Below are 13,240 nucleotides of genomic sequence, written 5' to 3'. Positions count from 1 at the left end.
CGGGGTCTCTAGAACGGGGCGGTCCCATGAGCGAGGCGATCCAGATCCTGCTGGTCGACGACCGGCCTTCCAACCTGCTCGCGCTGGAGGCGGCGCTCGCCTCGCCCGAGTACGAGCTGGTGAAGGCGGAGTCGGGCGCCGAGGCCCTGCGCTTCCTCCTGAAGCACGACTGCGCGCTCATCCTGATGGACGTCCAGATGCCGGGGATGGACGGCTACGAGACGGCGCGGCTCGTCCGCCAGAACGAGCGGACGCGCAACATCCCCATCGTCTTCGTCACCGCCTTCGCCGAGGACGAGGCGCGCGTGCTCGCCGGGTACGAGAGCGGCGGCGTCGACTACCTCCGCAAGCCGCTCCAGCCGGAGGTGCTGCGGTCGAAGGTGGCGGCCTTCGTGGCGCTGCACCGGGCGCGGCTCGAGATCCAGCGGCAGGCGGAGCTCCTGCGCGCCCACGAGCGGCGCGAGCACGCCCACACCTTGGCCCAGCTGGAGGTGCGCGCGCTGCGCCGCCAGCAGGTGGCCCAGCGCCGGTACCAGACGCTCGTGGAGGGCCTCTCGCACGCCATCGCCTGGACGCTCGACCCCCTCACGCTCGGGTGCACCTTCGTGAGCCCCAGCGCGGGGCCGCTGCTCGGCTTCCCGCTCGAGCGCTGGACGGCCGAGCCGGCGTCCTGGCTGGAGCGCCTGCCGCCGGCGGACCGCCCGCGCTTCGCCGCCGCCGCCGCCGCGCTCTCCCCGGGCGGCGCGCCCGCCACCCTCGAGCACCGCCTCTTCCGGGCCGACCGGAGCACGGCCTTCTTCGAGACCACCCTGCGCCTGCTCCCCGGCGACGAGCCGAGCCGGGTCGAGCTCCACGCGCTCTCGGTCGACGTCACCGCGTCCGTCCACGCGCGCTCGGAGGCGGCCTTCCTGGCGCGCGCCTCGGACGAGCTCTCGCGCAGCCTCGAGGTGCACGAGCTCGCGCAGGCGGGCGCCGCCATGGCCGCCGGCTCGCTCGCCGAGTGGGCGTGCGTCGAGGTGGAGGGCTTCGCGGCGGTGGTGGCCCACGCCAGCCCGGAGCTGCAGGCGCCGGCCGAGCGCGCCGCGGAGCGCCTCGGCCGGTCCGAGCGGCGCGGCGTCGCGGCGCCGGCGCTGCTCGAGGGGCCGCTCCCGCTCGCCCCGGCCGGCGCGGACGCGGCCGAGCTCCCCGAGGCGCTGCGGGCCGCGAGCGCCTTCGTCCTCCCGCTGGTGGCGCGCGGCCAGCGCCTCGGGACCCTCTCCCTCTTCGCCGCCGCGGGTCGGTTCGGCGCGCACGACCGCGGCCTGGCGGAGGAGTTCGCCCGCAGGCTCACCCAGGGCATCGAGAACGCGCTGCTCCACGCCAAGACCGCGGCCGCGGTCCGCGCCCGGGAGGAGTTCCTCTCCATCGCCTCGCACGAGCTGCGCACGCCGCTCTCGGCGCTCCACCTGCAGGTCGAGCTGCTCCGGAAGCAGAGCGCGCGCCCGGGGGCCGCGGTGGACCCGGAGACGCAGCGCCGGCTGGGCGTGGTGGCGCGCCAGGTCGATCGCCTGACGGCCCTCGTGAACACGCTGCTCGACCTGGCCCGCATCCGGAGCGAGCGGCTCTCGCTGGAGCTGGCGCCCTGCGACCTGGCCGAGGTGGTGCGCGAGACGGCGGCGCGCTTCGAGGCGGAGCTCGGGGCGAGCCGGCGCGCGCTGGCGGTCGAGGTCGCGGACGGGCTGGTGGGCCGATGGGACCGGACGCGCCTGGAGCAGCTCGTCACCAACCTGGTCGCGAACGCGGTGAAGCACGGCGGGAGCGGCGCGATCACCGTCCGGGCGGAGCGCTCGGTCGCGGGCGCCGCGCTCACCGTCGCCGACACCGGCCCGGGCATCCCCGCAGCGGAGCAGGCCCGGCTCTTCGCGCCGTTCGCGCAGGGGCACCACCCCGGCCGCGGCGGGCTCGGCCTCGGCCTCTACATCGCCCGGAGCATCGCGGAGGCCCACGGCGGGCACATCGCCCTCGAGAGCGGCGCCGGGCGCGGGACCACCTTCCGCGTCGAGCTCCCGCTCACGTTCGCGGTCGCCGCGCCCCCGGAGCTCCGCCCGCCCGCGCCGCGCGCGCTGGCCGGCCCGGCGTAGCGCCCCGCGGTGTGGGCGGGTGTCGGTCGCCGTGCGCGATTTGGACGGAGTCTCGGAAGCGCGGTAGGGTCGGCCCCGCCCCACCGGGAGCCGCCATGAAGATCACGCCCCTCGACATCACGCAGAAGGCCTTCCGCCGCCGCATGCGCGGCTTCGACCGCGAGGAGGTGCAGGGCTTCCTCTCGCTCGTCGCCACCCAGGTGGAGGAGCTGGCGCGCGAGAACCAGATGCTGCGCGAGGACGTGCAGCACATGGACGAGGAGATCTCCGAGCTGCGCAGCCGGGAGCGCGCGCTGCAGGAGACCATGATCACCGCGCAGAAGGCGTGCGAGGAGATCCGCGAGGCGGCGCGCAAGGAGGCGGAGATCACGCTCGCCGAGGCGGAGCTGCAGGCGGAGAAGATCGTCCAGGGCGCGCACCAGCGCTACACCCGCATCGTCGACGACATCAACGAGATGAAGCGGCAGCGCGTGCAGTTCGAGGCGGAGGTGCGCGCCATGGTCGGCGGCCACCTCAAGCTCCTCGAGACGTTCGCCCACGACGGCCGCGAGGCGGGGGTGGAGTACCTGCCCGCGAAGAAGAAGTCCGAGAACGCGTAACGCGGGTTCGCGCCTCGCCGCGACCGGCTGCGGCGACGCGACCGCTAGTGCGCCTCGGCCCAGCTCCGCCCCGTCCCCACCTCCACCTCGAGCGGCACCGCCAGCTCCGCCGCCGCGCCCATCTGCGTCCGCACCAGCTCGGCGGCCGCCTCGGCGTCCCGCTCCGCCACCTCCAGCACCAGCTCGTCGTGCACCTGCAGGAGCAGCCGCGCGTCGAGCCCGCGCGCAGCGAGCTCGCGGTCGACCCTGATCATCGCGATCTTGATGAGGTCGGCGGCGGTGCCCTGGATGGGCGTGTTGACCGCCATCCGCTCCGCCCCCTGCCGCAGCGCGGGGTTGCGGGAGAGCAGCTCCGGCAGGGCCCGCTTGCGCCCGAAGAGCGTGCGCACCTCGCCCGTCCGGCGCGCCTCCGCCACCGTCGCCTCGAGCCAGGCCTTCACCGCCGCGTAGCGCGCGAAGTACCGGTCGATGATGCCCTGCGCCTCCGCCGGCGGCAGGTCGAGCCGCTGCGACAGGCCGAAGGCGGAGAGCCCGTAGGCGATGCCGAAGTTGAGCACCTTGGCGATGCGCCGCTGGTCGCTCGTCACCGCCTCGCGGGCCACCCCGAAGGTCTCGGCGGCGGTGGCGGCGTGCACGTCCTCCCGCCGCTGGAAGGCGGCGAGCAGGGCCGGGTCCTTCGCGAAGTGAGCCAGGATCCGGAGCTCCACCTGCGAGTAGTCGGCCGAGAGCAGCAGCTGGCCCGGCGGCGCCACGAAGGTGGCGCGGATCCGCTTCGACAGCTCGGTGCGGATGGGGATGTTCTGGAGGTTCGGGTCGGAGGAGCTGAGCCGGCCGGTGGCGGCGCCGCCCTGGTGGAAGGTGGTGTGGATGCGGCCGTCCGCCTCGACGAGCTGCGGCAGGGCGTCGACGTAGGTGCCCTTGAGCTTCGAGAGCGAGCGGTGCTCCAGCACCAGCGCCGGCAGGGGGTGCTGCTCGGCCAGCTTCTCCAGCACCTCCTGGTCGGTCGAGGGGCCGGTCTTGAGCCGCTTCAGCACCGGCAGCTTCAGCTCCTCGAAGAGCACCTGCGCCAGCTCGCGGGTGGAGGCGACGTTGAACGCGCGCCCGGCCGCGCCGTGGATGCGCTTCTCCAGCTCCTGGATGGCGCTCCCGAACTCGGCGCTCATCGCGTCCATGGCGGAGGTGTCCACCTGGATGCCGAGCCGCTCCATCCGCGCCAGCACCGGGACGAGCGGCCGCTCCACCTCCTCGTAGAGCCGGGTGAGCCCCTCGTCCTCCAGCCCGCGCCGGAGCGCGGCGGCGAGGTCCGGGAGCACCGCCGCGCAGGCCCCCGCGGCGGTCCCCACCTGCTCCGCCGGCAGCTCCCAGGGCGGCGTGCGCGCGCCGCGCTTCCCGCCCCCGCCCTCCTCCATCGGCGGCAGCTCGCAGGAGAGCCGCTCCCGCGCCACGTCCACCAGCGCGTGCTCGCGCCGGGTGGGGAGCAGGAGCCGGCTCGCGATCTCGGTGTCCACCCCCGGGCCGCGCAGCTCGAGCCCGAGCTGCCGGAGCGCGTGCGCCTCGGCCTTGAGATCGTGGCCGTGCTTCGCCACCTCCGCGTCCTCCACCAGCGGCCGGAGCCCCTCGCGCGCCTCGGCCAGGGAGAGCTGCGCCGGCGCGCCCAGGTAGCGGTGGCCGAGGGGCAGGTAGAAGGCGCGCCCGCCGCCCGCGAACGCCACGCCGAACGGCGGCTCCTTGCGCGGGTGGCCGTCGCCCAGCGCCGCGCGCAGGCCCACCTCGCCCGCCGCGCGCACCGCCGCCACCGCGGCGTCGAGCGCGGCGCGGGTGAGGACGAGCTCGGTCTCCTCCCGCCGGGCGGTGGGCGGGGGCGCCGGCAGGTCCTTGAGCAGCCGCGAGAACTCGAGCTCGCCGAAGAGGGCCCGCGTCTTCTCCGCGTCGAAGGGCTGCCGCGCGAAGTCCGCCGGCCGGTAGGGCAGCGCCATGTCGCTGCGCAGCGCGACCAGCCGACGGTTCAGGCGCAGGCGCTCCGCGCCGGCGACGATCTTCTCCTTGAGCTTCTCGCCGCCGCGCGCCACCGCCGCCGGGATCTCCTCGGGGCGGCGCAGCATCTCCTCCACCGAGCCGAACTTGCGCACCAGCGCGGCGGCGGTGACCTCCCCCACCCCCGGCAGCCCGGGGACGTTGTCGATCTTGTCCCCCAGGATGGCCTGGTACTCGACCGCCTGCGCGGGCGGGATGCCGAGCTTCTTCTCGACCTCGGCCGGGCCGGTCCAGCCGCCCCGGCCGCTCGCCTCCGCCATGGGGTCGTAGAGGGAGAGCTTGTCGTCGACCAGCTGGGCGAAGTCCTTGTCCCCGGTGACGACCACCACCTCGAACCCCTGCTCCCGCGCGCGGCAGGCCAGCGTGGCGATGACGTCGTCGGCCTCGAACCCGGCCTCCTCCAGCACGGGGACGTTGAGCGCCCGCGCCACCTCGCGCACCAGCGGGAACTGGCGCGCCAGGTCGTCGGGCGCCTCCGGGCGGTTCGCCTTGTAGGTCGGGTCGAGCTCGTTCCGGAAGCTCTTGCGGCCGGCGTCGAAGACGAGCGCCACGTGCGTCGGCGCGTGCTCCCGCAGCGCCTTGAGGAGCATGGTCGTGAAGCCGTAGACGGCGTTCGTCGGCACGCCCTTGGTGGTGGAGAGGTGCGGCAGCGCGTGGTAGGCGCGGAAGACGAACCCCGAGCCGTCGATGAGCGTGAGCGTGGGCATCTGGAGGGCCGGAGCATAACCCGCCGGCGGCCCGACGGCGGCCCCGCGATCGAGCTCCCCGGGCGCGCGCGAGGCGGCGGGCGGCGCCCGACCGGACCCTCAGCTCAGCCGGCAGCGCACGGCCACGTCGGCGAGCCGCAGGACGTCGCCGTGGCCCACCCGGCGCCGCGCCACCCGCTCGCCGCCGCACCAGGTGCCGTTGCGAGAGCCGAGATCCTCGACCCACCAGCCGTCGAGGCGGTGCACCAGCGCGGCGTGCTGGCGCGAGATGTGACGGCCGGTGAGCACGACGTCGCACCGCGGCCCGCGGCCGAGCACGAGCCGCTGCCGCCCGCCCGCCGACACCACGCCCGCCGCCGTGACGAGCGCGAGGCGCGCCGCGGCGCCCGTCTGCAGGGCGCGGGCGCGCCGCTCCAGCTCGTCCGCGGTGCGGAGCACGCGCTCGACGACCGCGCGGCGCCCGTCGCCCGGGGGCGCGGAGAGGGCCGGAGAGATGGGAGGCACGGCGCTCGAAGCTAGCAGAACGGCGCGCGGCCGACCAACCCCAGCGCGTGCGTCGCGACGACGGGGCAGCCCCGGTGGGCCGTCACCCACGGGCGCCACCCAGGGTGGCGTACGGGCGCCCGGCTGACCCGCCGCCGCTCAGCGGATGCTGGTCACCTGGCTCGGGGTGCCGGTCGTGGCGAACCACATCACCACGTCGTCCTGGTACGCGGTGTAGAAGCGGAAGTCCTCGGTCGTGTGGTTGGGGAGGTCGCCCGGGTCCACCGCCACCACGCTCGCGGGCGGGGCGCCGCCGAAGCCGGGGCGGCGCGAGGACTGGGCGAGCCCGCTCTGCGTGCTGAAGCGGATCCCCGCCCCCCGCGGCGGGTGATCGGCCGCGGTCGCCACGAGGGCGGGCGAGGTGATGTTGCGCAGGCCCACCCGGAAGCGGATGGCCGCTCCGGGGGCGAGCGGGTCCACGATCCGCGGGAAGATCTCGTAGCAGCCGAGCGTCCGCATCGCCACCGGCGTGGTCGCCGAGGGGAGCGGGCACGGGCCGTCAGTCGGGTAGAAGAGGCGGCGGGCGTGCCGGCGCTTCACGGCCGCGTCGGGATCGGTCGAGGCGGCGAGCTCGGCGTCGGAGAGCCAGGCGAGCGTGTAGACGGTGTCGGCGGGGCTGTCGCCCTGGAGCGCGATCTTCGCGCGGCCCTGGTAGCCCGAGGCGTCGTTCGAGACCACCACGCCGGCCCCCAGCACCGTGATCTGGGTGGGGAGCAGGGCAGCTGTGGCCGCGTCGAGGCAGGCCGGGAGCGGGGTCGCGAGCTGGAGCGCGCCCCCGGGGAAGGCGACGCCCGCGAGCGGTCCGGAGGCTGCCGGCAGTATGGCGGTCACGAAGGCCTGGCAGTCGGCACCGAGATCAGGGAAGGTCACGATGTCGCCGACGTGGACGCCGCGCGCGGGCTCGTCGACGCGCACCGGTGCGTACCACCGCGCGGGGTCCGAGAGAGGTCGGGTGTTGCCGGTGTCGCTCTGGATGCCAGCCCAGGCGTTGACGCCGTCGCCCGCGACCACGCCCGGCCGCCCCGAAAGACCCGGGAGCGCGCCCTCGTACACGGCGGTCCATCCCGCGGTCGGCGTGAAGCCCGGCCAGGTCTCGATGGCGACCGGCAGCGTGAGGGCGTCCACGACCAGGGCGCTGCTCAGGGTGACCAGCGCGTTCGTCGACGTGTCGTAGCCGTACTTGTCGTACCAGAGCGCGAGCTGCCACTCGCCCGCGCCGACGACGTCGCTCGTGGCGGAGAGGACCTCGGTGCGCCCGAGGCCGGCGAGCGGCGTCGAGCTCACCACCGGCGCGGCGCGCGACAGGTCGAGCCAGTAGACGTTTCCGTCCGTCGAGGTGACCATGCCGACCGCGCTGGTGTACCGGAGCGCCGAGCCGTAGAGCAGGCGGGCGAGCGGGCTCGTCGGGCTGCCGGTGGCCGGGCAGGTGGTGCTGATGACCGGACTCGTGGTCGGGATGCGCGCCGGGTCGTCCGGGCTGGTGTTCTTGGCCGGCGCGTTCGCCACGGCGAGGTGGAGCGGCACGCCCGGCACGGGGATGGGCTGCCGGAAGGGCTGCGCCTGGACAGGCGCGGCGGTCGGCGTCCAGGGATTCGCCGCGGCCGGCGCCGCCTGCGCCGCCAGATCCGAGACGAGGTGGCCGGAGGCGTCGGCGGGCAGGCGCTCCAGGGTGGCGACGCCGCAGCCGATGGCCTGGTCGGGCCCGCAGCCGGTGGGGTCGAGCGCGGCGTAGACCCGGAGCACCGGGGTCCCCGTGAACTGCTCGGCCGCGCACGAGTCCACGACGCCGGGCGTCGCCACCACCCGCTCGTCCACCATCGCCGCCGCCACCGCCACCGTCGGGGCGAGCGCGTCGTAGACGAAGGCGGGGAAGGTCGTGGCGGCGTCCCCACCGGCGGCGAGCTCGACGAGGCCGTGGACGGTGACGCCGCTCAGGCTGAGGGGGTCGTGGGTGGCGGCGTAGACGGTGGTGCCGTCCGGGCCGACCGCGAGGTCCACCGCGTCGAAGGTGAGCGGCTGGAGGACCGGCGTGCCGGCCACCACGGCGCCCGTGCCGTCCGCGGCGCGCGTGAAGTCCACCACCACGAGCTTCTGGCCGCTCACCGAGGCGAGGATGCGGCCGACGGGGTGCACCCCGTCCGGCTTGGCGGTGAGGCCCACCAGGGCGAGGATCTCGGCGTCGGCGCCGAGCTTGGGGAGAAGGTTCGCGAGCTCGAGAGACGCGGCGACCCGGTTCTGCGCCGTCCAGGTCTCGACCACCTGCAGCGTCGGCTGGCCCGCGCTGGCGGAGACGAGCACGTCGGCGTTCCCGTCGCCGAGCGAGGCCGCCGCGAGGTGCAGCGGCCGCGGCAAGGTCGGGATGGAGAGCGGGTAGATGACCGCGGGCCCCAGGATCGGCTGGTCCACCGACGGGTCGAGCAGGCGCAGGTCGCCGGTGCGCGCGTCGGCCACCGCCAGGTACGGCGCCACCGTCCCGGTGGCGGCGTTGTTGCGGGTGATGCCGTAGAACTGGACGATCGCGCTCGGACCGCCGAAGCGGGCGCCGATCGAGGAGGGCCCGGAGGAGCACGCCGCCAGGGCGGCCAGGAGGACGAGGGTGACGCGCTTCACTGGCGCTCCGGTCCGATGCGCGCCCAGGAGAAGGACGACGAGTCGAGTGCGTCGGGGTGAGCCGGGTCGAACACGATGGCGTTCACCCAGCCGCGGTCGAAGGAGCCGACGAAGAGGCGCGCCAGCGACTTGCCGCCGAGCTGGTACGGTTCGTAGGCGAGGCCGAACGGCTGCTTGCCGAGCACCGGAGCCCCGAGCGGGCAGGGGCCCGGGGCCCGGGCATCGCCCGACGCCCCGCTCCCGCAGACGCTGAAGGCCGCCACGGGCTGCCCGAGCTGGTCGTCGTAGAAGGTCATGGAGCCGTCATCGGAGCTCGTGAGCACGACGAGGTCGAGCGGGACCCCCGACGCGTCCACCTGCGGCTTCCCCGCCGCGTCGAGCTTCGGGACCACGGCGAGCGCGGTGGGCCCGCGGTCGAGGTGCGCGACGTCCAGGATCGTCTCCGCGGCCGGCGCCCCGGCGAGGACCGCCTTCAGATCCAGCACGAGCAGCGCGCCCCCCACGTCGCCCACCGGGCGCAGCCCGCTCGAGGTGGCGGTGTCCACGTCGAACAGTCGCGCCGCCACGTAGGCGCGCGAGGGCGGCGAGTCGCTCGAGAGCCCGAGCGTCACCAGCTCGGCCCCTCGCACCACCTGGCCGTAGTCCACCGAGCCCGACCCGAGCTGCGGGAAGGCGAGGTCGATCCAGCGCAGCCTCGCCATGCCGACGGTCGCGAACCGCTCGCTCACGAAGAGGAGGCCCCGGCCCTCGTCGAAGGCGGTGCTCTGCGTGGGCTCGATGCCGACGTCGTAGGTCGCCTCGATCGCGCCCGAGTCGAGGTCGATCCGGGAGAGGAACCCCTCGGACGAAGGCGAGCGCAGGTAGGTGACGAAGGCGAGGTGGCGCGGCTGCGTCGCTCCCCCGCCCGCCGCGGCCAGGTCGCCGCAGACGACCGTCACCCCGTAGCCGTCGGCCAGCGTGGGCGCGAGCGGGAGCTCGCAGCCGGCGCCGCACGAGAGCGCGCCGGTCGAGGCGTCGACGTCGAGCCGGTAGAGCACGTTCTGCGCGCGCGAGGTGACGAGCACCTGCGGAGCCTTGCCCCAGCCCGGGCAGCTCGCCTCGTCCACGTACGCCACCTCGCCCGCGAAGCTGCCGATGCGCGTGCTGCCGAGGATCGCGCCCGGGAGGAACGGCCCCGCGGCGGCGTTCGGGACGCCGCCGAGCGCCCGGTCCACGTCCACGGCGAGCACCGTGCCGCCGGTGATCGCGTCGTAGCGCAGGTCGAAGTTCGACGAGGCGACGAGGAGCTGGCTCTGGCAGCCGGCGGTCCCCGCGACGCAGGTGGCGGGCGCGTGCCGCACCGCCAGGCCGGTCGGGTAGTAGAAGCGGTCCATCGTCGGCGGGACGGAGCGCTGGGCGTCGTGGCACGCGGCCGCGACGAAGGGGAGGAGGAGCGCGGCGATGCGAGAGCGGGCGGCCAAGGGTCGCGAACCGTAACCGCCTGATCCGAGGCGGGTCAAGGGGTTTGCGGCGCCTCGCCCCCTACCCCGCCGCGCGCGCCGGAGCCGCGCCCGGCGGCAGCTCGGCCTGGATCTTCCTGAAGTCGGCCACGTCGGCGAAGAGCGCGGCGACGCGCTTCACGAGCGCGAGGCGGTTGGCGCGCAGCGCCGGCTCCTCGGCCATGACGAGCACCTCGTCGAAGAAGCGATCCACCGCCGGCTTCAGCTCGGCGACGGTGCGCAGCACCGCGGCGTAGTCGCGCCGGGCGGCCTCGCGGTGCACCGCCACCGCCGCCTCGACCCGCTCCACCTCGGCGAGCAGCCGCCGCTCGGCCTCGTCGCGGAGCTGGGCCGGATCGACCGCGCCGCCGCCCTCCCCCTTCGCCTTCTCCTGGATGTTGGCGACGCGCTTGAAGGCGACCGCCAGCGGGACGAAGTCGGGGCGCCGCTTCACGTCGGCCAGCGCGGCGAGCCGCTGGCGCGCGTCGACGAGGTCGTCGAACCCGGCGGCGAGCACCGCCTCCACCAGGTCCACCTCGAACTCGTCGCTCCACTGCGCCTTGAGGCGCCCGCGCAGGAAGTCGAGCACCTGCGCCTTCACCGCGGCGCGGTCCTGGCCCACCTTGCCCGCGAGCGCGTCCAGCGCCGCGTCCACCGCGGCGCCCAGCGAGAGGTGGTAGCCCCGCGCCTGGACGATGCGGACGATGCCGATGGCGGCGCGGCGCAGGCCGAACGGGTCGGCGGCGCCGGTGGCCTTCTCGCCCACGCCCAGGATCCCGACCAGCTGGTGGAGCCGGTCGGCGAGGCCGACCAGCGCGCCGGCGTCGCCGCGCGGCATGTCCTCGGCGGCGCCGATGGGCTTGTAGTGGTCCTCGATGCCGTCGGCGACCTCGGCCGGCTCGCCGTCGAGGCGCGCGTAGTGGCCGCCCATGACGCCCTGCAGCTCCGGGAACTCGCCCACCATCCCGGTGCCGAGGTCCGCCTTGCAGAGCCGCGCCACGCGCGCCACCGCCGGCTGCTGCGCGGAGAGGCCCAGCGCGGCGGCGAGCTGCCCGGCGATGCGCTCGATCCGCTCCACCCGCTCGAGCTCCGTGCCGAGCTTCGCCTGGTAGGTGCGCCGCCCGAGGTCCTGCACGCGGTCCTCGAGGCGCCGCTTGCGGTCCTCCTCGAAGAAGAAGCGCGCGTCGGCGAGGCGCGCCCGCAGCACGCGCTGGTAGCCGTTGCGCGCGACCTTGGGGTCCTTCACCGGCGTGCCGGAGACCGCGATGAAGCGGTTCGTGAGCCTGCGCTCGCCGTCGAGCACGGCGAAGTAGCGCTGGTGGTTGCGCTGCTCGGAGATGACCACCTCCGCCGGCAGCTCCAGGTTCGAGGCCTCGAACTCGCCCAGCACCGCGGTGGGGTGCTCGACGAGGTACGTCACCTGCTCGAGGAGCGCCTCGTCGGGCCGGACCGCGCCGCCGCCCTTCTTGGCCGCGGCGGCGAGCTGCTTCTGGATCTCGACGCGCCGCTCGGCCGGATCGGCGAGGACGAACGCCTTGCGCAGCTTCGCGAGGTAGTCCTCGGGCGCGCCGGTGAGCTTCACCGCCCTGGGCGCCTTGAAGCGGTGCCCGTAGCTGACCGCGCCCGAGACGATGTCGCCGTAGCGGACCTTCACCACCTTGCCGCCGTAGAGCGCCGTCATCCAGCGCATGGGGCGGGCGAAGGTGACGCTGGTGTCGCCCCAGCGCATCGCCTTCTTGAAGCGGAGGCCCGCCACCAGCTTCTCCAGCAGCGCCGGCAGCACCTTCTCCGCCCGCTGGCCCTTCTCCACCTTGTGCGCCGCCAGCCGCTCGCCCTTCGGCGTCTGCACGCGCGCGAGCGCCTCCACCTCGACCCCCTGGCTCTTCGCGAAGCCGAGCGCGGCGGCGGTGGGCTTGCCCTCGGCGTCGAAGGCCGCCTGCACCGACGGGCCGAGCGCCTCGGTCTTCGCGTCCGGCTGCTTCGCCGCCACGTCGCGGGCCCAGACGCAGAGCCGGCGGGGCGTGCCGACCGCCTTCACCTCGCCGTGGGCGAGGCGCGCCTCGTCGAGCGCCTTCGTGAGGTCCTCGGTGAGCTGCCGCAGCGCCGGCGGGACGAAGCCGGCCGGGATCTCCTCGCTGCCGATCTCGAAGAGCAGGTGTGCCATGGCTTACGCGGCCCTCTTCTTGGTCTTCTTGCCGTTCGCCTGCGCCGCGGCGAGGAGCGGGAACCCGAGCTGCTCGCGCATGGCGAGGTAGCCCTCGGCGCAGCCGCGGGCGAGCGCCCGCACCCGCCCGATGTAGGCGGCGCGCTCGGTGACGCTGATGGCGCCGCGCGCGTCGAGCAGGTTGAACGCGTGGGAGCACTTGAGGCAGTAGTCGTACGCGGGCAGCGGGAGCTTCAGCTCCAGCAGCCGCTTGCACTCGCGCTCGTAGGTCGCGAAGAGCTCGAACAGCATCTTCGGGTCGGAGGCGCGGAAGCTGTACTCGCTCTGCTCGTACTCGTTGCGGTGGAAGACCTCGCGGTACTTCACGCCCTTCACGAACTCCACGTCGTAGACGTTCTCGACGTTCTGCAGGTACATGGCGATGCGCTCGAGGCCGTAGGTGAGCTCGCACGCCACCGGCCGCACCTCGAAGCCGCCCGCCTGCTGGAAGTAGGTGTACTGGGTGATCTCCATCCCGTCGCACCACACCTCCCAGCCGAGGCCCCAGGCGCCGAGCGTCGGGCTCTCCCAGTCGTCCTCCACGAACCGGATGTCGTGCTCGAGGGGATCGATCCCGATCGCCTTCAGCGACCCGAGGTAGAGGTCCTGCACGTCGGGCGGGTGCGGCTTCAGGATGACCTGGAACTGGTGGTGCTGGAACAGGCGGTTCGGGTTCTCGCCGAAGCGCCCGTCGGCGGGGCGGCGCGACGGCTCCACGTAGGCGACCTTCCACGGCTCGGGGCCGAGCACGCGCAGGAAGGTGGCGGGGTTCATGGTGCCCGCGCCGACCTCGAGGTCGTAGCCCTGGGCCAGGATGCAGCCCCGGCTCGACCAGTACTGCTGCAGCTTGAGGATGAGCTCCTGGAACGTCACGCGCGCCTCCTCGGCGGCGCCCTCGGCGCTGCCGGACCGGGCACCGTAGGGCCCGCAGGCCCGCGGTGTCAAA

The 13,240-nt window shown here is 74.8% G+C and carries 8 protein-coding genes; 2 read left to right on the top strand and 6 right to left on the bottom strand.

Annotated features, from left to right (window positions below):
* Window positions 1-26: 26 nt before the first annotated feature.
* Together HWY08_RS19490 and HWY08_RS19485 are read left to right on the top strand one after the other, a co-directional pair.
* Complete coding sequence (locus HWY08_RS19490; protein ID WP_176068372.1) at window positions 27-2,120, top strand: hybrid sensor histidine kinase/response regulator; 2,094 nt, start codon at window positions 27-29, stop codon at window positions 2,118-2,120.
* Between the two features lie 95 nt (window positions 2,121-2,215).
* A complete protein-coding gene (locus HWY08_RS19485) occupies window positions 2,216-2,719 on the top strand; it encodes a DivIVA domain-containing protein (protein ID WP_176068370.1) in 504 nt (167 codons plus the stop codon).
* 44 nt (window positions 2,720-2,763) lie between these two features.
* Here the strand turns inward: HWY08_RS19485 and polA are convergent, their stop codons facing one another.
* From polA to HWY08_RS19455, 6 genes are all read right to left on the bottom strand, one after another.
* A complete protein-coding gene (gene polA, locus HWY08_RS19480; protein WP_176068368.1) occupies window positions 2,764-5,460 on the bottom strand; it encodes a DNA polymerase I in 2,697 nt (898 codons plus the stop codon).
* A gap of 99 nt (window positions 5,461-5,559) precedes the next feature.
* A complete protein-coding gene (locus HWY08_RS19475) occupies window positions 5,560-5,964 on the bottom strand; it encodes an FHA domain-containing protein (RefSeq protein WP_176068366.1) in 405 nt (134 codons plus the stop codon).
* Window positions 5,965-6,102: 138 nt separating this feature from the next.
* A complete protein-coding gene (locus HWY08_RS19470) occupies window positions 6,103-8,613 on the bottom strand; it encodes a hypothetical protein (protein ID WP_176068364.1) in 2,511 nt (836 codons plus the stop codon).
* Window positions 8,610-10,073, bottom strand: a complete 1,464-nt coding sequence (locus tag HWY08_RS19465; RefSeq protein WP_176068362.1) for a hypothetical protein — start codon at window positions 10,071-10,073, stop codon at window positions 8,610-8,612. The genes HWY08_RS19470 and HWY08_RS19465 overlap by 4 nt, the downstream gene beginning before the upstream one ends.
* 61 nt (window positions 10,074-10,134) lie before the next feature.
* The gene (gene glyS / locus HWY08_RS19460) at window positions 10,135-12,255 is read right to left on the bottom strand and encodes a glycine--tRNA ligase subunit beta (protein WP_176068360.1); all 2,121 of its coding nucleotides are present in this window, start codon (window positions 12,253-12,255) and stop codon (window positions 10,135-10,137) included.
* Window positions 12,256-12,258: 3 nt separating this feature from the next.
* On the bottom strand, window positions 12,259-13,167 hold the full coding sequence (locus HWY08_RS19455) for a glycine--tRNA ligase subunit alpha (protein ID WP_176068359.1): 909 nt from the start codon (window positions 13,165-13,167) through the stop codon (window positions 12,259-12,261).
* Window positions 13,168-13,240: the final 73 nt, after the last annotated feature.

The organism is Anaeromyxobacter diazotrophicus (assembly GCF_013340205.1).
GTDB lineage: Bacteria > Myxococcota > Myxococcia > Myxococcales > Anaeromyxobacteraceae > Anaeromyxobacter_A > Anaeromyxobacter_A diazotrophicus.
Note: the sequence above shows the minus strand (reverse complement) of the source record. Positions and strands in the feature narration are given on the sequence as shown.

Excerpts from the sequence above, each read along its gene's own strand:
- HWY08_RS19490 (WP_176068372.1), top strand. The coding sequence starts at position 27 with ATGAGCGAGGCGATCCAGATCCTGCTGGTCGACGACCGGCCTTCCAAC.
- glyS (WP_176068360.1), bottom strand. The coding sequence starts at position 12,255 with ATGGCACACCTGCTCTTCGAGATCGGCAGCGAGGAGATCCCGGCCGGC.
- HWY08_RS19485 (WP_176068370.1), top strand. The coding sequence starts at position 2,216 with ATGAAGATCACGCCCCTCGACATCACGCAGAAGGCCTTCCGCCGCCGC.
- polA (WP_176068368.1), bottom strand. The coding sequence starts at position 5,460 with ATGCCCACGCTCACGCTCATCGACGGCTCGGGGTTCGTCTTCCGCGCC.